Source organism: Nitrosospira sp. CT (assembly GCF_059489795.1).
The window spans coordinates 131820-151725 of record NZ_JCAHZJ010000078.1 but is presented as its reverse complement, the minus strand read 5'-3'; the positions used below and the strand labels follow the sequence as shown (position 1 = coordinate 151725).

The window sequence follows — 19906 nt, the reverse complement described above, 5'->3', positions numbered from 1 at the left end:
GCAGAAACCAGAATAGAACAATGAGAACAATCAATTTCTTACAAACCCTCACTTTGACAGCCGCCATCGTACTGGTGGGCGGTTGCTCGACAACGCAGCGCAACACTCAGTCATCAAGAACAGCTGTTGAACAGCTCCTCCTGAGTGAAGCAGTAAAAAGAAGCTTTCCCAATGATTCAGGTGAATTTCTGTCCATTCCCCGCGGAGCGAGCGTGTCGATCAATACGGTAGGGATGACGGGCGATCAGGCTTTTCTGCAGCAGGTTTTAGCCGGATGGCTTGGACAGCAAGGCTATCTGGTACAGAAGGACGGCAAGGATGCCACCCACCGGGTCGACGTGGTCGTGGAGGCCCTGGGAACAGAATTGTCCGGGACATTCATGGGAATGCCCCCGGTCCAGAGTCAGTTCATTCCATTTTCGCTGCCGGAATTGGCGCTCTATAAATCCCAGTATCAGACGGGATATGCGAAATTTCACCTGAATGTCTTTGGCTTGCCGACCGGGAATTTTCTTGGATCGACCTCTTTCGTGGCGGATGCCTATTACAATGACTACACGGTTCTCTTCGTGTTGTCGCATACCTTTACAGATCTTCCATCCGTTCCGGAATTCGGCTCCTTCAAGCGCAGACCTGCCCGTTCCCGGACGGAGAACTAGGCAGAGTAAGCAGGAGCATTGCGCGCAGTTCTTGTACAATCTCATGCAGCGCATTCCGGAAGTCGGCATCAAGCAGGTGGCGAATTTTCAACGCCACGATAAGCTTATGCCCGTTTCGCGTCCGGCTCCAGTTTTCCATCTGGAGGCTTTTTTCGATTGCTTCCGCCCGTCTGGCATCGGAAAGATAGAAAAAATCGCAGCAGCACCTTCGTTCTGAGCCTGGGGCGGGAGGCGTCCGGCAGGAAGCACAGGCGTTGAACAGCGCCGGTGGAGGTGTCAGGAGATATTCGAAGCCAAGCTGTTCGGTATTGGCAGCAGAATGTTCATTGGCCGGCTTTACTCCGGTGATCAACGCCGCAAAGCTTTTTGTGGTGGTGTCGTCCCCGCTTTTATCCGGAACCTGACCGAGTGTTGCAGCGCAAACTCTGATTTGCAAAAGGAGGATCTGCAACCCGTAGCCTCTCCATTCCTTCTTTACGTAACACATCCCCAGTTCTTTTTCGGCAGAGCCCGGCAGGTCGAACACACCAGCGCCTGCCATGAAACTACCCACGGCATTCTCTATGACAAAAAACAGACCGTTCTCGACTGCGGTCTTGAATTCATCATAAGGGCGCCACAGAAGGTTTGCGGATTCTTCCAGTGGCAGTTCTGCGACAGCTTGCCGATATTCCGCCAATATGTGCTCAACATCCCTAAGGCCTGCTGCCCGGATGGTTGCATGAGTAGTGCCTGACATCTCGCTCTCCTGTCGCGCTTGTCGAATTCCCGATGACAAAAAGGAAAAAAGGAGGAGTTACGGTAGACACCAACACACACCGGAACACCCCTCCTGGAATAGCGCTGTTAGATGGGATCTATTCCACAGAATTCAACCCCGATGGCCAAATCCGTGGACATCAGCCGATTTTTGAACAAGCCATTGCATGACTTGAGATAATGGTTTGACACAAAACAGAAAAGAATATATAAATAATTGCATGGGTGCATGTTGAGTGCTTTGGATTTTTGGCAATGGGGTATGGAAAGTAATGGTTACGGTAGAGCAGTATCGGCAGCTTTGCGCGGAATGGAGGGGGGATGCGGCGGAATTTTCCTGGCTGGTCCAGCATGGCGATATTGCGGGAGTCTCGCAGCGTGCCATTGCAGCCGAGTTCGAATTTGCTCCGTCCACGGTTTCGCGATGGGCAACGGGTGAGGCGCTTCCTCACAGGCGTGTCCAGAAGCTGGTAGTGGGCGCACTGGAAAAAAAGGCGCGGCGGCTCGAACAGGCTTGCGCCAGCGCGTTTCTTCCAGTTAAAAAAGAAGTAGACGCCGCGCAATCCCGGCCACGGGTATAAGACTCTTCAATCGACATAAGTACGTCCTGACACTCCATTTGCAAAGCGATGAACGCTTACGAAGTCAATTTTGACGGATTGGTAGGCCTTACGCACAATTATGGCGGACTGGCGGTAGGAAACATCGCCTCTGCGGAGAGTGCCCTGACAAGTTCCAATCCCCGCGAAGCCGCATTGCAGGGGCTGGAAAAAATGAAACGGCTTTCTGATCTCGGCATCAGGCAGGGCGTTCTGCCGCCACAAGACCGTCCAGCTGTCTCAGTGCTCCGAAAGCTGGGATTTGTCGGGGAGGACGCAGCCGTCATCCGGTGCGTGGCAACGGTTGCCCCTGGGCTTCTGCGCGCGTGCTCGTCGGCATCCAGCATGTGGGTGGCCAACGCCGCCACTGTTTCGCCAAGCGCCGATACCGAGGATGGCAAGGTACACCTTACGGCTGCCAATCTGCCCTCGCAACTTCATCGAAGCATCGAGGCGTCTGTTACCAGTGCCGTTTTGAAGCGGGTGTTCAGCGATGAGCGCTATTTCGTGCACCACGATCCCTTGCCATCCAATCTTTATTTTGGCGATGAGGGCGCCGCTAACCATATGCGCTTCTGCCCGAATCACGGTGAAGCCGGAGTGGAGGTTTTTGTCTTTGGCCGCTCTGCCAGCCGCGATATTCCCAAGCCTCTGCGATTTCCAGCACGCCAGTCGCTGGAGGCCAGCGAAGCGATTGCGAGGTTGCATCGAATCAAGCGTGGAAAGGAACTGTTTGTGCAGCAAAATCCTGCGGCCGTTGATGCAGGGGCGTTTCATAACGACGTGCTGGCGGTGACAAACTGCAATGTCCTGTTTTATCACCATGCGGCATACCCGGAGTGGGAGGAGACCGAAGCTAAAATTACAAAGGCATGCGGCTGGCCCGTTCACTTCATCAGGGCTGGGGAAGAAGATATTACGCTTGCGGAGGCGATCAGGACTTATCTCTTTAACAGCCAACTCCTTACTCTTCGTGGTAACGAAATGATGATCCTCGCGCCTGCGGAATGTCAGGAATCTGACTTCGCCAGAACCTTTCTCGAACGAATTGTGCAGGATGGGGCTAATCCCATTGCGCATGTCGAGTACGTAAATTTGCGCCAAAGCATGAAAAACGGGGGAGGGCCTGCCTGCCTGCGACTTCGTGTCGTGCTAACCGAACCGGAACTCGATGCTGTGCAAAAAAACAGCCGTGTGGTTTTTGACGAGTGCCTCTACAATGAACTCAAGGCATGGATCGAAAAGCATTACCGCGAGCGCCTCTCACCAACTGATCTGGATGATCCGGCTCTCCTGCGGGAAAGCCGCGCTGCACTGGATGAACTGACGACTATACTGGGACTTGGCTCGCTGTACGATTTCCAGAGGCCTTAAACCTTGTCAGCATTTTTAGCAGCAATCGGCATTGGAATTCGGAAGCGCTGCCAAATCTCAACAAACACCTCTGCCAACCATTCCCGGAGGAATTCATGGCAATTACGCTCAATCACACCATCGTACCGGCGCGCGACAAGGAGGAATCCGCGCAGTTCTATTCGAGAATATTCGGTTTCAGATATGTCGGCCCGTTTTCCCGCTTCATCGTGGTAAAAGTGAACGATACACTTTCTCTGGATTTCGATAGCCGGGAAAAATTCGATTCGAACCATTATGCATTCAAGGTAACAGAGCGGGAGTTCGACGAAATCTTCGCCAGGTTGAAAGCAGAGAATATCAAGTATGGCAGTGGCCCCTTCGATCCGGAAAACATGAGCATCAATCACAACGATGGTGGGCGTGGTGTCTATTTCTGGGACCCGGCAGGCCACCTGCTGGAAATGTTGACGGTTGATTACAAGATTTCTTGAAGCATAAGTTGTCCGGATATATTCCACCTTGCCGATATCTTTTGATGACAGAAGAAGCGGTCAATCTTCTATATTGATGAGCTTGCCAACGATGGCTTAGAATTCTATGCCAACCTTGCAGAATATCGCATGGGAAACAATAACCTGAAATTGGGGGGGTGCTATGAAAAAAAGCATCTGGTTGATGGTTGTTCCTCTGACCATCGGATTGGTCGGATGCAGCAGCGTACCGGAAAAGGGTACAAAAATTACTCATGCACCCAGAGTTACTCATGCACCCGGGGCCATGGTAAACCTGGAAAATACCTCGCTGGTGAAGAAAATGCTATATGAGCAGTACAATCAGTGGAAACATACCCGATATCGGATGGGTGGCATGAGCAGGAGTGGCGTCGACTGCTCCGGTTTTATTCAGGTGACATTCAAGACAAAGCTGGGTGTGGTATTGCCGCGCTCGACCGAGTTCCAGGCGCAACTGGGAGAGAGTGTCAGTAAAAGCGAACTGAGGGCGGGAGATCTTGTTTTTTTCAAGACCCGCTGGAGTGGCCGGCATGTAGGTGTCTATATCGAGGACGGCAGATTTCTCCATGCTTCGAGCACCTACGGCGTGACTATTTCAAAATTGAACGAGAGCTACTGGAAATCTGCCTACTGGAAAGCGAAGCGGCTGGATATGTAAGGAACTCTTCCTGTTGTTTCCGCTGTTATATTACGGTTTCATTATTGTCCCTGGAAAATCCAGGGCCTCGAGATAGAGGCAGGTGGAAGCACCGGCCTTATTTTTAATATTGATCCAGCCCAAACCAATAATGGCGTGCTTTGAACGTTACTGGATACCGGCTTCCGCCGGTGTGATGTCTGTACTGTCTGCTCGCCGAATTAATAACAAATCGTCAAAAGATTCTATCCGATGGTATTATTCAAGCAGGCAGTCTGATACGTGCCTGAGTTCTATCTGCACTTGAGCATTTTCTTAACAGTTCTCCTCCTGGGCATGAGGATACTGCCTATGCCCGATCCATCCGCATCTCATCTTGAGAACTTCCGGACAAGTCCTTACAGGGTGTTTGCCCAGAGGTTCCTGGCTGCTCGCGCTCTTGTATCCTTCTCCGGAAAGTGCCGATCGGCACGGGTGGGGCTTGTTCGCAGTAAATCATATCGATAGTTCATGTCGTTGATCTGGATAGTTATCCTGCCCTTCATCGGTAGCCTCTGTGCCGCATTTCTGCCATCCCACGCGCGCAACGTCGCCGCCTGGCTTGCGGGTACCGTTGCGGTAACGTGCGTCATTCTCACTGTCCGGTTGTATCCGCCAATAGCTGAAGGGGAGGTGATACGGGAAGCGGTGCACTGGATTCCACAATTGGGTCTCGACTTCACGTTTCGCCTGGATGGCTTTGCCTGGCTGTTCGCAATGCTGGTTACAGTGATGGGAGCCCTGGTTGTACTGTATGCGCGCTATTACATGGCAGCGCAAGACCCGGTTCCCCGTTTTTTCTCGTTCTTTCTCGCTTTCATGGGCGCGATGCTGGGTGTCGTGCTGTCCGGCAACCTGATTCAACTGGTGGTGTTCTGGGAATTGACCAGTTTGACGTCTTTCATGTTGATAGCATACTGGTATCACCGGCCGGATGCCCGCCATGGCGCGCGCATGGCATTGACCGTGACAGCGGCCGGTGGGCTTTGCCTGCTTGCCGGAGTCCTGATGCTCGGATGGGTAGCGGGGAGCTACGATCTGGATCGTGTGCTTGCCTCGGGCGATCTGATCCGCGCACACTCCTGGTATGTGCCCATGCTGATCCTGATCGGGCTGGGAGCATTGACTAAAAGCGCACAATTTCCATTTCATTTCTGGTTGCCGCATGCCATGGCGGCGCCTACACCCGTATCTGTCTATCTCCATTCGGCAACGATGGTCAAAGCCGGGGTTTTCCTGCTTGTCCGGCTCTGGCCTGTGCTTGCGGGTACCGACGAATGGTTCTGGATGATCGGCACGGCAGGTCTCCTGTCGCTCGTGCTGGGTGCATACGCGGCGGTATTTCAGCAGGATATGAAGGGTGTGCTGGCCTATTCCACCATCAGCCATCTGGGTCTGATTACGCTGCTGCTTGGGTTGAATAGTCCTCTCGCGTTGATAGCCGCAATTTTTCATATCATGAACCACGCTACATTCAAGGCATCGCTTTTCATGGCGGCAGGCATGGTCGACCATGAAACCGGCACGCGCGATTTATCGCGCTTGAGCGGTTTGCGGCGTGCCATGCCCATCACCGCTACGCTGGCCGGGGTGGGTGCTGCGTCGATGGCGGGTGTGCCATTGTTCAATGGTTTTCTTTCAAAAGAGATGTTTTTTACCGAGACTGTGTTTGTCATCGGGCACCCGATCACACGTATCGGCCTGCCGGCAATGGCTGTGGTGTGGGGAATACTCAGCGTTGCCTATTCGCTGCGTTTTATTCTGCAGGTGTTTTTCGGGCCTCCGGCGGAAGATCTGCCGAAAAAACCCCATGAGCCGCCACGCTGGATGCTGTTTCCCAGCGCGCTGCTTGTCACGGCCTGCCTTGTAGTTGGAATGTTCCCCGCCAGGACCGTGGGGTCGTATCTGAACATGGCTTCGCGGTCCGTACTTGGAGAAAACACCCCGTTCCATAGCCTCGCGGTGTGGCATGGCTTCAATCTCCCTCTCATGATGAGTCTGGCCGCGATGGTAGGCGGAATCCTCCTGTATCGGGCGCTAGGAGAATATCAGCAGGGCACGACAGTGGTACCGCTGATCGAGCGTTTCGACGGCAAGCGTATTTTCGAATTCATGCTCGAAAAGCTTGACAGGCTGGCAATGCGCCTTTTGCGATGGTTTTCCACCGAGCATCTGCAGGTCCAGATGCTGCTGCTTATCATCGCCGTGTTTGCCAGCGCGCTGATACCGCTCTCCAGCGGTGGCTTGCCCGAGGGCGATAAAACGCCGCTTCCGGTTGAACCGGCTTTTGCGGTGTTGTGGCTGATCGGTGCGGTCTGTGCAATCGCGGCTGCTGCACAGGCAAAATATCACCGGCTTGCTGCATTGACCCTGTCAGGCGTGGCGGGGCTCGCAACCTGCATGACCTTCGTCTGGTTTTCCGCGCCTGACCTGGCGCTGACGCAGCTTATCGTAGAGGTCGTCACACTTGTCCTGCTTCTGTTGGGTCTGCGCTGGCTGCCGCCGCGCGATAAATCGCTGGACCATGAAACAGTGCCGCTTCCGGTGCGTATGCGAGCCGAGGGTCGCCGGTCGCGGGATCTGGTGATCGCGATTTGTGCGGGTATCGGTATCACCGGATTGAGCTACGCAATTCTGACCCGGTCTGCCGGGGAAGGCATCTCGCCTTTTTTTATCGAAAACTCACTGCCTCTGGCAGGTGGATCGAACGTCATCAATGTGATACTGGTTGATTTCCGGGGCTTCGATACGATGGGTGAGATTACTGTGCTGGGCATCGTGGCATTGACTGTGTTCGCGCTGTTGCGGAGGTTCCGCCCTGCTGCCGAGGCCATGGCAGTGCCTGCAAAACAGCAGGAGCAGGATGCACAGAGCGGAGCATTGCCGTCAGATCCGCATGCGTTGTTGCCTGCTGGGCCAATGATGGTGCCGGCGGTGTTCGTGCAGTTGCTGCTGCCTGTTTCGGGCATGGTGGCAATTTATTTTTTATTGCGCGGGCACAACGAACCGGGCGGTGGCTTCGTGGCGGGGCTGATCGTTACGACAGCGGTCATTCTGCAATACCTCGTGGGAGGCACTGCCTGGGCGGAATCCCGTACCCGTATTTTCCCCCAATACTGGCTTGCAGCGGGGTTGTTGTGTGCTGCCGGCGCAGGTATGTCAGCGTGGCTGGCGGCGCGTCCATTTCTTTCTGCATTGGCGTGGCATGGCACTTTGCCAATAATCGGCGAAATGCACCTTTCAACGGTGTTGCTGTTCGATCTGGGAGTCTTTTTTCTGGTGATTGGCGCAGCGGTGTTGATCCTGGTGGCGCTTGCCCACCAGTCACGGCGCGCGCACCGCAAGCAGGAGGTTGCAGAAGTTGAGACGCCGGTGGAGGTGCCGGATTCGCCGGCAGGGCAAGGCGCTAGCGGTCATGCATCCGCCTCGCTATTTGCCCCCGTCGTTCCAATGGCTCCAACTGACTATCCGCCTGTGGAAGCCGAAAGGCAAAAGCTTCCCCATGTTTTGCCCCCGAAGGAAAGGGAGGATTGATGGAGGCAATCTATGCGCTTGCTATTGGTGTTCTGACGGCTTCGGGTGTCTGGCTGGTGCTGCGCCCCCGCACCTTCCAGGTCATCATGGGACTTTCTCTGCTGTCGTACGCGGTCAATCTGTTCATCTTCGGGATGGGGCGACTGATGATAGGAGGCGCGCCAATCATCGAAACCATGGCACAGGCAGATCCTTCCTTGTATGACGACCCCGTGCCACAGGCGCTTGTGCTCACCGCAATCGTCATTGGTTTTGCCATGACTGCGCTCTTTCTGGTTGTGTTGCTGGCTTCACGTGGTTTGACGGGCAATGATCACGTCGATGGGGATCCGGAAGCATGAATGGCTGGGTGAATCATCTTCCGATATTTCCGATAGTGATCCCATTGGTTGCGGGAGCAGTCATGCTGCTGTTCGCCGAAGCCCGGCGTGCCCCGCGTACCATTATCGCTCTTGTTGCCACCCTGGTGAATTTACTCGTGGCACTCGCGCTCGCCTATATTGCAAGCGATGCTGTTCCGAGCATCTGGCCGGATGGAATCGCGGTATATCTGCTCGGTGGGTGGCAGGCGCCCTTCGGCATCGTGCTGGTGCTGGATCGATTGTCTGCTCTGATGCTGGTGCTCAATGCGGTGCTGGCATTGACTTCCCTGATCTACGCGCTGGCGCGCTGGCGCAAGGCTGGTCCTCATTTCCAGTCGTTGTTCCAGTTCCTGATCATGGGGGTAAACGGCGCTTTTCTGACCGGCGATCTCTTCAACCTGTTTGTATTTGTGGAGGTGCTGCTGGCGGCGTCATACGGTCTCCTGCTGCACGGTCTGGGCGAACCTCGGGTCAAGGCCGGCCTGCACTACATCGCGATCAATCTTGCAGGTTCGTTTGTCTTTCTGATTGGTGTTTCGCTGATCTATGGAGTAACCGGAACGCTCAATATGGCAGATGTGGCTGCGCGAGCCTCACTGCTCACCGAGGACGAGCGCATACTTTTCGAAACCGGTATCGCCATTCTCGGCAGCGCTTTTCTGCTCAAGGCAGGAGCATGGCCTCTGAACTTCTGGTTGCCGTCTGCTTATGGTACGGCTGCCCCGCCAGTGGCAGCGGTTTTTTCGATTATGACCAAGGTGGGAATTTACGCGCTGCTGCGGCTGGGGTCACTGCTGTCCGGTGCTTCGGGGGCGAGTGTCCCGGCGCCATTCAATGACGGCTGGCTGTTCGGCATTGGCATCGTTACACTCGTGCTGGGGACAGCGGGCATACTCACTGCCAGCCAGCCACAGCGGCTGGTTGCCTATTGTGTCATCGCTTCCGCCGGCACGTTGCTTGCGGCGCTCGGATTTGGTGGTACGGCAATGAAAGGGGCGGCTCTGTATTACTTGACAAGCTCAGTGTTGGCGACAGGCGCTTTCTTCATGCTTTGTGAGATGATCGAACGCACACGGCAAGCCGGCGAGGACATGCCGCTGGAGATGATGGAGTCCGTCGGGCAGGAGCCGGTTGATGCCGATTTTACAGATGAAGTGGTAGGTATCGTCATTCCCGCGGCGATGGCATTTCTGGGCATGGGCTTTCTCGCATGCGCGCTGCTCGTGGCGGGATTGCCGCCACTATCGGGTTTTATCGCCAAATTTCTGATCCTCTCCGCCACACTGACCGATACTGCGCCGGGGCCAGGGCCGGTTACGGTCTGGGTACTGTGGGCGGGGATGCTGGGTTCGAGTCTGATTGCAATCATTGCTCTTTGCCGGATGGGGATACTTTTGTTCTGGACTTCCGAGGAGATCATGATCCCAAGGTTGCGCCTCGGGGAAGCGGCTCCAGTTGCGGTGCTGCTGCTGCTCAGCGTTGCACTCACGGTAGAGACGGGGCCCGCGATGGATTACCTGAGCCTTGCGGGTAATTCGCTATCTTCACCCCAGATTTATATCGATGCGGTATTGTCGGGCAGTCGGCCACCCGGGCCTTCGCCGGCGCCTTCAATCCCAATGGAGGGAATCAGGCAGTGAAACGCTGGCCGTCGCTGACTTTGTTTACTGTCATTCTGTTCGCCTTGTGGCTTCTGCTGAATGATTCCCTGGCGCCGGGCCAGCTTTTGCTGGGTCTGATCCTCACAGTGATTATTGCTGCCTCGACTGCGGCAATACGGCCACTGCGCGCACACCCGCACCATCTGCTCACTGCTGTCGGACTACTTTTTGTGGTGCTGATCGATATTATCCGCTCCAACATTGCCGTGGCCGGGATCATTCTCGGTCCGGCGAAGAGACGTTTCAGTTCAGGTTTCATGAAAATTCCGCTGGACCTGCGTGACCCGTATGGCCTTGCCGCGCTCGCCTGTATAATCACGGCCACGCCCGGTACCATCTGGGCCGGCCTTTCGGCTGATGGAGGCACGCTCACGATTCACGTCCTGGATCTGCAGGATGAGGAAGCGTGGGTTCGCACCATCAAGCAGCGTTACGAGCGGCGACTGATGGAGATATTCGAATGAATGGAATGCTGCCGTGGGCAATATCCTTTGTCCTGATTGCTGTCGCACTTGCCATGATCTTTGCGGTGATCCGTCTTCTGCGCGGGCCTGCCGCGGAAGACCGCGTACTGGCGTTGGATACCCTGTATGTAAATAGCATGATCCTGGTGCTCACGCTGGGAATTCAGTTCGGATCCCGGTTTTATTTCGACATCGCTCTGTTGATTGCGCTATTCGGGTTTGTCGGTTCAGCCGCAATGGCTAAATTCCTTTTGCGTGGCGAGGTGATCGAGCCATGACAATGGATGAGATTCCCTTCTGGGCTGATCTGCTCGGCTCGCTGCTGCTGATCTCAGGCGGTCTGCTGACGCTGATCGGATCCCTCGGCTTGCTTCGGCTGCCCAATCTGTTTGCGCGCATGCATGGCGTTACATTGGGAAATACACTCGGCCTTGGGTGTGTGCTGCTAGCGTCAATACTGATTGCTTCGATACACGCTGAGCGGTTCGTGTTTCAGGAAGTATTGATCACACTGTTCATGATATCGACCTCACCCGTCACCACGATCCTGCTCATGCGCTCAGGGATATACCGCAAGCGCGCGGATACCGAAAAAGAACCGGTGTCTGGCCAGGATACGAACTAAGCGTAATCCGCTCTCTCATCTGTCCATCTGTTTTACCACTTCCCCTTTTTCCATTGCAACTGAATAGGTGTCCGTCAATCATGCTGCCATCCATTGAACAACGTCTTTCCCTTGAACTCGGCGCGAAGCCTGTACAGGTTAACGCTGCCATTGCCTTGCTGGATGAAGGTGCCACCGTGCCCTTTATCGCACGTTACCGCAAGGAGGTGACTGGAGGGCTGGACGATACACAGTTGCGCCTGCTGGAAGAACGGCTGCGTTATCTGCGCGAACTGGAAGACAGGCGTGCCGCGATCATCGCATCGATAGAGGAGCAGGGGAAAATGACGCCCGCGCTGCTTGCTTCCATTCTGCAGGCCGAGGACAAGACACGCCTGGAAGATCTGTATCTCCCTTTCAAGAAAAAGCGGCGCACCAAGGCGCAGATCGCGCTGGAAGCGGGGCTGGAGCCACTGGCAGATGCGCTGCTTGCTGACCCGATGCTGCAACCCGAGGAAGAGGCTATCAAGTACTTGAAGCCAGCCTTCACCACCGAGCAGGGAGATAATCCCGGGGTGCCGGATGTGAAAGCTGCGCTCGAGGGAGCACGCCAGATACTGATGGAACGTTTCGCGGAAGATGCCGAGTTGCTTCAGTGGCTGCGCGAGTATCTGCTGGACCATGGGGTGGTGGAGTCGAAAGTCGCGAGCGACAAGAATGGTGGTAAGGGTAAGGAAGAGGAGGGCGCAAAATATTCCGATTATTTCGACTATTCCGAACCGCTCAGCACTATTCCTTCACACCGGGCGCTGGCCCTCTTTCGGGGGCGGCGTGAAGAAATTTTACGCGTTGTCCTGCGCCTGGATTCCGAGACGGAGAAACCGAAATGGGATGCGCCGCACAACCCGTGCGAAGCGCGCATTGCTGTCCGGTTCGGCATTGTGAACAAAGAGCGGCCTGCCGATGCGTGGCTGATGGATACGGTGCGCTGGACCTGGCGCGTAAAGAGTTTTCCGCATCTGGAAATCGATCTTATGGGCACGTTGCGCACGCGTGCCGAGACTGAAGCGATCCACGTCTTTGCCCGCAACCTGAAAGCCCTGCTCATGGCCGCTCCCGCGGGGCCTCGTGTGACGATAGGTCTCGACCCCGGCCTCCGTACCGGTGTAAAGGTCGCAGTAGTGGATGTGACTGGCAGAGTCATGGAAACGGCCACCATTTATCCACATCAGCCAAGGAATGATTGGGACGGGTCGCTTCATGTTGTAGGCGCGCTTGCGGAAAAATACCGGGTGTCGCTGATAGCGATAGGCAATGGCACCGCTTCGCGCGAGACCGACAAGCTGGCAAAAGACCTGATCAAGCGTCGCTCCGACCTCAAGCTCACCTCTATTGTGGTTTCGGAAGCGGGTGCTTCGGTTTACTCCGCCTCCGATCTGGCATCCAGAGAGTTCCCCGATATGGATGTGTCGCTGAGAGGCGCTGTTTCCATTGCGCGCCGTCTGCAGGACCCGCTGGCGGAACTGGTCAAAGTCGATCCGAAATCGATTGGCGTAGGTCAATACCAGCATGATGTCGGGCAAACCCAGCTTGCGCGCTCGCTCGATGCCGTAGTCGAAGACTGCGTGAACGCGGTAGGCGTGGATGTCAATACGGCCTCTGCGCCGCTGCTCGAACGCGTTTCGGGGCTTAACGCGGCTGTCGCGCAAAGCATTGTTGTCTATCGTGAGGCAAACGGAACGTTCACCTCGCGCGAAGCTTTACACCAGGTGCCGCGCCTGGGTGAAAAAACCTTCGAGCAGGCGGCAGGTTTCCTGCGCGTGATGAATGGCGAGAACCCGCTCGACGCCTCGGCAGTACATCCCGAATCGTATCCTATAGTGCAAAGAATACTTTCCGACCTGAAGCAGGAAATCAGGTCTGTCATCGGCAATAACAAATTATTGAAATCGCTCAATCCAGCAAGGTATGCGGATGAGCGATTCGGCGTGCCGACCGTAACCGATATCGTGAAGGAGCTGGAAAAGCCAGGCCGTGATCCCCGGCCGGAATTCATCACTGCCGCATTCAAGGAAGGCGTGAACCAGATTTCCGATCTGCAACCGGGAATGCTGCTGGAAGGCGTGGTAACTAACGTGGCCGCCTTCGGCGCATTCATCGATATCGGAGTGCATCAGGATGGACTGGTGCACATCTCCGCGCTCGCTGACAAATTCGTCAAAGACCCGCACACCGTGGTCAAGGTGGGGCAGGTGGTCAAGGTCAAGGTGCTGGAAGTCGATGAAAAGCGCAAGCGCATTGCCCTTACGATGAGACTGACAGATGCGCCAGCACAACAAACACAGGAGGCCCGAGGGACCGGCAAGCGTGAGCAGCAAAGGGATAGGAAGGATCGCTCAGCCAAGCCCCAGCAGAAACGGGAAGTCAAGCCGGATACCGCAATGGCAGCGGCGTTTGCGAGGTTGAGGAGCTGAATGACGTTTTGACGTTCAATGTAAAGCGCTCGCCTCCGTCAACTCTGAGCATTAATTTTGTTTCTGGAACAACCTCTACTGGATCTGCCCCTCAGGCAAGGAAAACCCTTGCCCGGAAAGGCAGCATGCAGCCCAACTCCCTTCCATAGCAGTCGCCGTGACATTGGGAAGGAAAGTCAGGAGAGGGTTTCGCACGAAGAGTAGACTAGTCTCATTTCTTGCAACGAGTAATGGAGCCTGCCAAAAGACCAAGCCCTAGAAGAGCCAGTGTCCCCGGTTCGGGAATCTCCTGGCTTGGAGTTCCTGTGTTAGCCAAGGCCACGTTATCGAATTCAAAGGAATATTGCGAGCTTGAGGCTATCACCCTGTCAAACTTCACATCCGAAGTAATGTTTACATAAAAAGTGCCGTTTACCCCCTGATCGCCATTTGCCAGACGGGTGACATCCAGGCCGGTGAAGTCGAAAAGGAGTGTATTGCCGTCGTAGAAAGACAAGGTGTTGTAGCTGTCTACTGACCCCCACAGAAGGCCAAAATATTGATGATATGAGTTTAGGTCGAGCGTAACCGAACCGATACCGGTGACCAGATATTGTGTAAGATTTGGTCCGTCTTCCTGGGGAATATCATTAAACAGATGATCGCTAGCACTGATCACATAAGGGGCGGCGTATTTTCCGGAAACGTCTGGAAGGGCTGCCGTACCCGAGTCTATTCCACTGAACGTAACGTAAATACCCTTACTGGAAAGTCCCCCCGAGGAGGAGAGGTTGTTGAAATTTTCATAAACTGCATCACTGATAGGAATTCCCCCGACGGAAGCGCTGATAAGAGCCGCAACGCTGGTGGAAGAGGTCAGGCTCATGGCAGTGAGAAAAACTCCTGTCGTTACATGGATTATGGCTTTTTTTGTTGGCATTTTTTGCTTCCTCTTGTATGTTCATTAAAAATATAAGTGAGCTGATTGATAACGGCCTCACAGCTCTATTTAATGAAAAGCAAAAACCATGCCTTTTTTAAAAAAACCGAATTTTCACCTACTTGCCAGATGAGCTTCTTTCTTCATTCGATCATCTGAAAAGTCTTCCGACATCGAGGGAAAACAACCATCTCCTTCTAAAACGACATCTCCGCATTTTTGACAAGTTTGTGAAAGACCCACACACGGTAGGCAAAGTGGGGCAGGTGCCCAAGGTCAAGGTGCTGGAAGTCGATGAAAAGCGTAAGCGAATTGCGCTGACCATGAGACTGACAGATGCCCCAGCATCCCAAATACAGGAGGCGCGGGGGATCGGCAAGCGTGAGCAGTCAAGGGATAGGAAGGATCGCTCAGCAGATTCCAGCAGAAACGGGAAGCCGGACCTGATACAGCGATGGGGCGCGTTTGCGAGGTTAGGAAGGGAATAGGGGACTGACTACGGTGACTACAGTTTTTGTTAGATTCTATTCGAGTGTATTACGGAAGATTCGAAAACTATAGCCTATTCTTATTCTTGTCTTATTCTTGAATAGCTTAATCTTTTATATTAGCCTACTCCTTTCTTGTTAAGAAAGGAGTAGGCAATGCAGCTCATCGAAGTCGACAACGACGTTTTTGCATATTTGCAGAAACATGCGCAACCCTTTATTGATACACCCAGTTCGACTCTTCGCCGTTTATTGGGTATCGATAGTATTAATCCGCAGATCGCTATTACTCTCACAACTCACAAAGAGTTTGAAGATACTGATTCCAAAGTAAAACAAAAGCTGACCGAGTTTTCTGATGCTAGAGGAACATCAGGCAAGTTTAAGGAATCGTTGACGGAAAACTCTCGAACTGCTTGGCGTCTAAAAGAACCGAAGACCGATTTAAGTAAATTGATTCAAGCGAATTTTCTTCGGGACGGGCAGAAGCTATATCTAGTCGACTACCAAGGAAATCGAGTTCAGCAATTCTCTGCCACTCTTTCTGTTAATAGTTTGATCTACAACAATCGCAAGTATTCCATGAGCAATCTTGCTCAGAAGCTACTTACTGAGGTGGGCTTTCAGAGCTCTTCCGTACGTGGTCCAGCTCGTTGGGTAACGGAGGAGGGAAAGTCTATCCAAGACCTTTGGAAACGATATCTTGAGGTAAATCAGCCAAATTGAGACTTATGATGGCAATGGTTAAATGTTAAAGAGATAAATGTCTAATTGGTGCAATCATCATCGAATTATTCAGGGCAGATTAAGTGGGATTTAACGAATCGATAGGGTAAATTTCGGTTGATCATCAAAAAGAGCTGGAAGGACCATTTTGATCAATCGAGTCTGACCCTATTGGTTCCTACGGCCTGCCCATTATATTACTGAACCACTGGAACCGCGACCGTGCTACCTGCTGCCCCGCCTCATCATCCGGGGTAAGCCGATCCATTGCGATACGAAGCCCGGCAAGATTATCCCGGGTTATCCGCGAGGTAGGATGGTCGGCGCCCAGAGACTTTTCACAGATTGCCAATGCCCGTTTGTAAAGGGGTTCCGCCTGTGCATACTGCCCCTGCTTGTGATGGATGAACGCGAGGTTGTTCAGGATAGTGGCGATATCAAGATGATACTTTCCGGCAACTTTTTCAAGGATTGCCAGGGAACGTTCATAAAGGGGTTGAGCCAGTGCATAGCGGCCTTGCATGCGATAAAGTTCTGCAAGAATGCTCAAATCCTGCGCCACGTCGGGATGATTCCGGCCCAAGGCCTTCTCCCGGATCGCCAGCACGCGTTTGTAGAGCGGTTCGGCCTGGGCATGTCGGCCTTCGTTCTCGTGGATCAATGCAAGATTGTGCAGACCTGCTGCCAGACCAGGGTGGTCGGAACCGAGCGCTTTTTCCCGTATTGGAAGCAAGCGCTCGTAAAGCGCTTTAGCCGGCGCGTACCGTTCGTGGACGCAATACAGTTCCGCGAGATTGCTCAGCGTCTGGGCTATATCCGGATGATCAGGGCGATGGGATTTTTCCCGGATGGCCAGCGCCCGCTTGTAAAGCGGCTCGGCGTCCCCGAAACGGTTCTGGGCGCGGTAGAGCTCAGCCTGTCCATTCAGGGTTCTTGCAACCAGGGAATGGTTTGGTCCAAAGTGCTTTTCCCGGATTGCCGCAGCCCGCTTATAGAGCGGCTCCGCCTGGGCAAACTTTTTATGGTCGCGGTACAGTTCCGCCAGGTTGTTCAGACTGGTGGCAGTATCGGGATGGTTAGGGCCATATTCTTTTTCCGCAACCGCGAGCGATTTCTTGACGGCTTCTACCGCTTTGTCATATTCGCCCTTCTTGTAAAGTGATATCGCCTCTTCGCTGAACATCCGCCACTTTGTCTCCTGGGCATAAGCAACGTGCACTGTGCCCAACAAGAGGGATAAAAAGAAAGCGGTAGAGAGCGTTTTCATTCAGTTTCCTCTCATATTTAGCGGCGGGCACCAGGTTAAGGGTTAGGAGATGGGAAAGAGCAGATGTTAAACCGATATCGTCTTTAAGATTCAAACATTTTTTCACGACTTTTAAACGATCTGAGGTGGAGACTGTTTCGCCATCCCTTGGCACATACCATCTGACACCAGCATCCGGCATATTAAGGATAAATACCGTAAGACTAGCGCAATCTCGCCGGGCAGAGCTTCTGCTGTTAAATATAGCCCTCATTCCGAAAACTACAAGAAAAATACGGGGAAATACAGGTAGACTCGACTGCGTCATTCATTAAACGGGAGGAATGTGGCGAGGATTTGCAATCGACTGAATTAACCATTGGCAACACTTCTTCTATCAATATTCGGTTGAACCTTGCCGGTTCCTCGAAGGGCGGATTATGCGCAGAGTTTTCAAACCACACCAGCCGCTTGCAGGGTGCCTCGATGGTTTCGAAATATCGCTCTGCCAAGGTCGCAGGAACATGCTTGTCATAACGCCCAAGCAGGAAGAATATGGGTACCTTGAATGAGCGGTAGGGCTCGCTCAGATTGAGCTGAGAGATTTCATTCTCCAGCTGCACGAGAGAAAAGCGATTGCCTTGACCAAACCTGATAAGGTCAATCAGGTTCGCCTCATCGGTATTAAGTGCTGTCCATATCAGCTTACCTGTCGACAGATTGGTATGGAATATGCCGCCGAACCGCTCCACCCATCTGGCAGTTATCAATCTTTCATCGACAGAGGCGTAGGGCGGGGGGCCGATGGCTTCCAGCTCCGAGACCGCCTTGGCATTTCCCCTATTTTTCGCTTCGGACAGGGCAAAACCGTAGGATAAGCGGCGACCTTCCGGCACATTGGCCACTTGGGCAATGCCTACATAAGCGGAGACTTTTTCGGGATGCTGCGAAGCATAGATTATTCCCGGCACCGTACCCCACGAGTGGCCGGCCAATACGACTTTTTTCTTGTGGAACCGTTGCCTTACGTATTCCACGACCTCGTCCAGATCGCGCACGAACTGTGCAATGGACATGGATTCAGGAGGTATATCGGAATGGAATGATCGGCCTGTTCCTCGCTGCTCCCAATACACGACGGTGAAATGCTGTTCAAGCGGGGAATCATAGTGGCGAAAGAGCGTCGACTCGCTGGCGCCCGGACCGCCGTGCAGGAGAATCAGGGGAGGATTGGAAGTGGATATTCCGCGAAACCAGATGCTTTGAGGAATGCCGCCAATGGTAATCGTTTCCATGCTGGCGATACTGCCGGAAATGATATTTCCGGTTGCGTCCCGGAATGGCACGGTATGAACGCAACCGCTGCATAGGAGGAGCAACACTGCTGTAGCAGTATGACGAAGAAAAGCGGAGCCCGGCACCGATGTCTCTGCTCAGAACATTATTCTGTCGATATGATGTGGCATATGTTAGCTTAAAAACGACCGGTATTCGGCCGCGGTGAAACCTGCCCGAAAAAAGGGTGACAAACCCGCCAGAGCCGGACGAAAAACAGGAGAGAGGATAATCATGCCAAAAGTATACAACTCCATTGTCGTTGATGCTCCAATCGAGCGGGTCTGGTCCAGGATACGGAACTTCCACGACTTCTCCTGGGCGCCTTCGCTGATCAGGTCATGCAAAAAGGTGGGTGGGGGCGGTGGATATTCGGTGGGGGCAAGGCGGCTGTTAAACGGGGAATTCCTGGATACGCTGATCGCCTACAGCGAGATCGAGCGTCGGATGATGTATTCCATGGACGAAGGGCCTTCTCCGGTTTCATCAGGGGAGATTCGCGATTACGTGGGCAGCCTGCATCTGCTCCCGGTGACGACGGATGACAGGACCTTCGTGGAATGGTCCGGCTCATGGGAATCCGCGAACACAGAAGCAGTGGAATACATGAACAAGGTTTACCGTTCACTTCTTGCCGATCTGGCGGGCGAGTTTCGCCGGCGACTTCAGCCACGATAGAACGAGCAGGCCAAGGTGGGGGAGTTACACTTTCCTCACAGTTCGGGAGGCGCGCAATGAAGAATTCGTGCTACCGGAAGTGTCGGCGCGGCCAAGTTATGCATACCAGCGCAAGAATGCGGCGGCGGACAGCGCCGTTACACCCAGCAGGCTGAGCAGCCCCCAGGCACTACGGCGTCGTTTAGGCGTCCATGCGGCTGACTGACGCAAATACTTCGCTGCAATGACTACTCCGCCTGCGGCACAGAGAATCTTGACCAGCAATGCAGCAAAGGCGACGCCGTGCAGATCGGGGAATGTCTGATAATAGTAGTAACTCACTGCACCAAACCCTGCACCGCTCATCGCCTGAACTGCCCAACTCAACCCGACTATCCAGGCAAACTTACGTAGCACAGGGCTGGCCTGCCCCGAAATGTACCACCCAAGGACTGGAAAACCCACCACGGCAGCGGCGCCGAAATTATGCACCAACTGCACTATGGCATAGTTGAGATTTTCAAACACTTATGCTTCTACATTGACGTTGACGCACTTTTGCGGGCCGATGGGCGTATGCGCCTTGTTTACCACCTTGACGCATATTTCGTGTTTTCCCGCTGCAAGCGTTCCCAGGGATTGGCTTCCCTTCAGATTACGCAGCGTCAGGATTTCCTTTTCATCGATATAGAGATGGGTGTGGTCGCCCTTATCTCCCAGAGAGATGTCATAGACCAGCTCGATGTCCGTCTTCGGGCTGAATTTGGCGCCTTCCGCAGGTGAAGAAATTGCAACGGTTCCTTCGGCGGCAAGTGCCAGCGGAATGGAGCAGGTGAAAGCGAGTGAAGCTGCAAGGGCCTGGAATTTACGCATAA

At 53.8% G+C, this 19906-nt stretch carries 20 protein-coding genes and 1 pseudogene; 15 read left to right on the top strand and 6 right to left on the bottom strand.

Annotation, left to right across the window (positions count from 1 at the left end; translation table 11 throughout):
* The first annotated feature begins 20 nt into the window (after positions 1-20).
* Positions 21-659 (top strand): hypothetical protein, encoded by a 639-nt coding sequence (locus AC52W5_RS14930; RefSeq protein ID WP_495671575.1) that lies wholly within the window; start codon positions 21-23, stop codon positions 657-659.
* Here the strand turns inward: AC52W5_RS14930 and AC52W5_RS14925 are convergent.
* Positions 622-1398, bottom strand: coding sequence for a hypothetical protein (locus AC52W5_RS14925; protein WP_495671574.1), 777 nt, complete (start codon positions 1396-1398; stop codon positions 622-624). The genes AC52W5_RS14930 and AC52W5_RS14925 overlap by 38 nt on opposite strands.
* A gap of 256 nt (positions 1399-1654) precedes the next feature.
* Between AC52W5_RS14925 and AC52W5_RS14920 the strand changes: the two genes are divergently transcribed.
* The 11 genes from AC52W5_RS14920 to AC52W5_RS14870 all read left to right on the top strand — a co-directional run bounded on the left by AC52W5_RS14920 (position 1655) and on the right by AC52W5_RS14870 (position 13660).
* Positions 1655-1999 carry a hypothetical protein gene (locus AC52W5_RS14920; protein ID WP_495671573.1) on the top strand — a complete coding sequence of 115 codons (345 nt, stop codon included), beginning with the start codon at positions 1655-1657 and terminating at the stop codon, positions 1997-1999.
* A 48-nt stretch (positions 2000-2047) separates the two neighbouring features.
* Positions 2048-3391 carry an N-succinylarginine dihydrolase gene (astB, locus tag AC52W5_RS14915; RefSeq protein ID WP_495671572.1) on the top strand — a complete coding sequence of 448 codons (1344 nt, stop codon included), beginning with the start codon at positions 2048-2050 and terminating at the stop codon, positions 3389-3391.
* Positions 3392-3486: 95 nt separating this feature from the next.
* Positions 3487-3864, top strand: a complete 378-nt coding sequence (locus AC52W5_RS14910) for a VOC family protein (protein WP_495671571.1) — start codon at positions 3487-3489, stop codon at positions 3862-3864.
* A 163-nt stretch (positions 3865-4027) separates the two neighbouring features.
* Positions 4028-4543, top strand: coding sequence for an NlpC/P60 family protein (locus AC52W5_RS14905; RefSeq protein ID WP_074974496.1), 516 nt, complete (start codon positions 4028-4030; stop codon positions 4541-4543).
* A 489-nt stretch (positions 4544-5032) separates the two neighbouring features.
* Positions 5033-8095 (top strand): monovalent cation/H+ antiporter subunit A, encoded by a 3063-nt coding sequence (locus tag AC52W5_RS14900; RefSeq protein WP_495671570.1) that lies wholly within the window; start codon positions 5033-5035, stop codon positions 8093-8095.
* Positions 8095-8436 (top strand): Na+/H+ antiporter subunit C, encoded by a 342-nt coding sequence (locus tag AC52W5_RS14895; RefSeq protein ID WP_074974498.1) that lies wholly within the window; start codon positions 8095-8097, stop codon positions 8434-8436. Before AC52W5_RS14900 ends, AC52W5_RS14895 begins: the two co-directional genes overlap by 1 nt.
* A complete protein-coding gene (locus AC52W5_RS14890) occupies positions 8433-10097 on the top strand; it encodes a monovalent cation/H+ antiporter subunit D (RefSeq protein ID WP_495671569.1) in 1665 nt (554 codons plus the stop codon). Before AC52W5_RS14895 ends, AC52W5_RS14890 begins: the two co-directional genes overlap by 4 nt.
* Positions 10094-10582 carry a Na+/H+ antiporter subunit E gene (locus AC52W5_RS14885; protein WP_495671568.1) on the top strand — a complete coding sequence of 163 codons (489 nt, stop codon included), beginning with the start codon at positions 10094-10096 and terminating at the stop codon, positions 10580-10582. The genes AC52W5_RS14890 and AC52W5_RS14885 overlap by 4 nt, the downstream gene beginning before the upstream one ends.
* Positions 10579-10860 carry a K+/H+ antiporter subunit F gene (locus AC52W5_RS14880; RefSeq protein ID WP_495671567.1) on the top strand — a complete coding sequence of 94 codons (282 nt, stop codon included), beginning with the start codon at positions 10579-10581 and terminating at the stop codon, positions 10858-10860. Before AC52W5_RS14885 ends, AC52W5_RS14880 begins: the two co-directional genes overlap by 4 nt.
* A complete protein-coding gene (gene mnhG / locus AC52W5_RS14875) occupies positions 10857-11207 on the top strand; it encodes a monovalent cation/H(+) antiporter subunit G (RefSeq protein ID WP_074974502.1) in 351 nt (116 codons plus the stop codon). The genes AC52W5_RS14880 and mnhG overlap by 4 nt, the downstream gene beginning before the upstream one ends.
* Positions 11208-11287: 80 nt before the next feature.
* On the top strand, positions 11288-13660 hold the full coding sequence (locus tag AC52W5_RS14870) for a Tex family protein (RefSeq protein WP_495671566.1): 2373 nt from the start codon (positions 11288-11290) through the stop codon (positions 13658-13660).
* Between the two features lie 211 nt (positions 13661-13871).
* Here the strand turns inward: AC52W5_RS14870 and AC52W5_RS14865 are convergent, their stop codons facing one another.
* Positions 13872-14525: an Npun_F0296 family exosortase-dependent surface protein gene (locus AC52W5_RS14865; protein ID WP_495671565.1), complete on the bottom strand. Its 654-nt coding sequence runs from the start codon at positions 14523-14525 to the stop codon at positions 13872-13874.
* A 275-nt stretch (positions 14526-14800) separates the two neighbouring features.
* On the opposite strand from AC52W5_RS14865, the pseudogene AC52W5_RS14860 reads away from it, so the two are divergent.
* Positions 14801-15067 (top strand): annotated as a pseudogene (locus AC52W5_RS14860) (S1 RNA-binding domain-containing protein); the annotation flags it as partial.
* A gap of 156 nt (positions 15068-15223) precedes the next feature.
* Positions 15224-15793 (top strand): hypothetical protein, encoded by a 570-nt coding sequence (locus AC52W5_RS14855; RefSeq protein WP_495671564.1) that lies wholly within the window; start codon positions 15224-15226, stop codon positions 15791-15793.
* 178 nt (positions 15794-15971) lie between these two features.
* Here the strand turns inward: AC52W5_RS14855 and AC52W5_RS14850 are convergent, their stop codons facing one another.
* Together AC52W5_RS14850 and AC52W5_RS14845 are read right to left on the bottom strand one after the other, a co-directional pair.
* A complete protein-coding gene (locus AC52W5_RS14850; RefSeq protein ID WP_495671563.1) occupies positions 15972-17060 on the bottom strand; it encodes a tetratricopeptide repeat protein in 1089 nt (362 codons plus the stop codon).
* Between the two features lie 236 nt (positions 17061-17296).
* The gene (locus AC52W5_RS14845) at positions 17297-18460 is read right to left on the bottom strand and encodes an alpha/beta fold hydrolase (protein WP_495671562.1); all 1164 of its coding nucleotides are present in this window, start codon (positions 18458-18460) and stop codon (positions 17297-17299) included.
* 148 nt (positions 18461-18608) lie between these two features.
* Here AC52W5_RS14845 and AC52W5_RS14840 point away from each other — a divergent pair, with 148 nt between their 5' ends.
* Positions 18609-19052 carry an SRPBCC family protein gene (locus tag AC52W5_RS14840; protein ID WP_074974507.1) on the top strand — a complete coding sequence of 148 codons (444 nt, stop codon included), beginning with the start codon at positions 18609-18611 and terminating at the stop codon, positions 19050-19052.
* Positions 19053-19148: 96 nt separating this feature from the next.
* On the opposite strand, the gene AC52W5_RS14835 is transcribed toward AC52W5_RS14840, so the two are convergent.
* On the bottom strand, positions 19149-19559 hold the full coding sequence (locus AC52W5_RS14835) for a hypothetical protein (protein ID WP_074974508.1): 411 nt from the start codon (positions 19557-19559) through the stop codon (positions 19149-19151).
* Positions 19560-19904, bottom strand: coding sequence for a hypothetical protein (locus tag AC52W5_RS14830; protein ID WP_074974509.1), 345 nt, complete (start codon positions 19902-19904; stop codon positions 19560-19562).
* Positions 19905-19906 lie beyond the last annotated feature (2 nt).

Bases quoted from the DNA above. Each gene is read 5' to 3' on its own strand.
- AC52W5_RS14870 (WP_495671566.1), top strand. From the start codon at position 11,288: ATGCTGCCATCCATTGAACAACGTCTTTCCCTTGAACTCGGCGCGAAG.
- AC52W5_RS14865 (WP_495671565.1), bottom strand. From the start codon at position 14,525: ATGAGCCTGACCTCTTCCACCAGCGTTGCGGCTCTTATCAGCGCTTCC.
- AC52W5_RS14840 (WP_074974507.1), top strand. From the start codon at position 18,609: ATGCCAAAAGTATACAACTCCATTGTCGTTGATGCTCCAATCGAGCGG.
- AC52W5_RS14900 (WP_495671570.1), top strand. From the start codon at position 5,033: ATGTCGTTGATCTGGATAGTTATCCTGCCCTTCATCGGTAGCCTCTGT.
- AC52W5_RS14850 (WP_495671563.1), bottom strand. From the start codon at position 17,060: ATGAAAACGCTCTCTACCGCTTTCTTTTTATCCCTCTTGTTGGGCACA.
- mnhG (WP_074974502.1), top strand. From the start codon at position 10,857: ATGACAATGGATGAGATTCCCTTCTGGGCTGATCTGCTCGGCTCGCTG.
- AC52W5_RS14895 (WP_074974498.1), top strand. From the start codon at position 8,095: ATGGAGGCAATCTATGCGCTTGCTATTGGTGTTCTGACGGCTTCGGGT.
- astB (WP_495671572.1), top strand. From the start codon at position 2,048: ATGAACGCTTACGAAGTCAATTTTGACGGATTGGTAGGCCTTACGCAC.
- AC52W5_RS14925 (WP_495671574.1), bottom strand. From the start codon at position 1,398: ATGTCAGGCACTACTCATGCAACCATCCGGGCAGCAGGCCTTAGGGAT.
- AC52W5_RS14890 (WP_495671569.1), top strand. From the start codon at position 8,433: ATGAATGGCTGGGTGAATCATCTTCCGATATTTCCGATAGTGATCCCA.
- AC52W5_RS14830 (WP_074974509.1), bottom strand. From the start codon at position 19,904: ATGCGTAAATTCCAGGCCCTTGCAGCTTCACTCGCTTTCACCTGCTCC.
- AC52W5_RS14910 (WP_495671571.1), top strand. From the start codon at position 3,487: ATGGCAATTACGCTCAATCACACCATCGTACCGGCGCGCGACAAGGAG.
- AC52W5_RS14855 (WP_495671564.1), top strand. From the start codon at position 15,224: ATGCAGCTCATCGAAGTCGACAACGACGTTTTTGCATATTTGCAGAAA.
- AC52W5_RS14930 (WP_495671575.1), top strand. From the start codon at position 21: ATGAGAACAATCAATTTCTTACAAACCCTCACTTTGACAGCCGCCATC.
- AC52W5_RS14905 (WP_074974496.1), top strand. From the start codon at position 4,028: ATGAAAAAAAGCATCTGGTTGATGGTTGTTCCTCTGACCATCGGATTG.
- AC52W5_RS14880 (WP_495671567.1), top strand. From the start codon at position 10,579: ATGAATGGAATGCTGCCGTGGGCAATATCCTTTGTCCTGATTGCTGTC.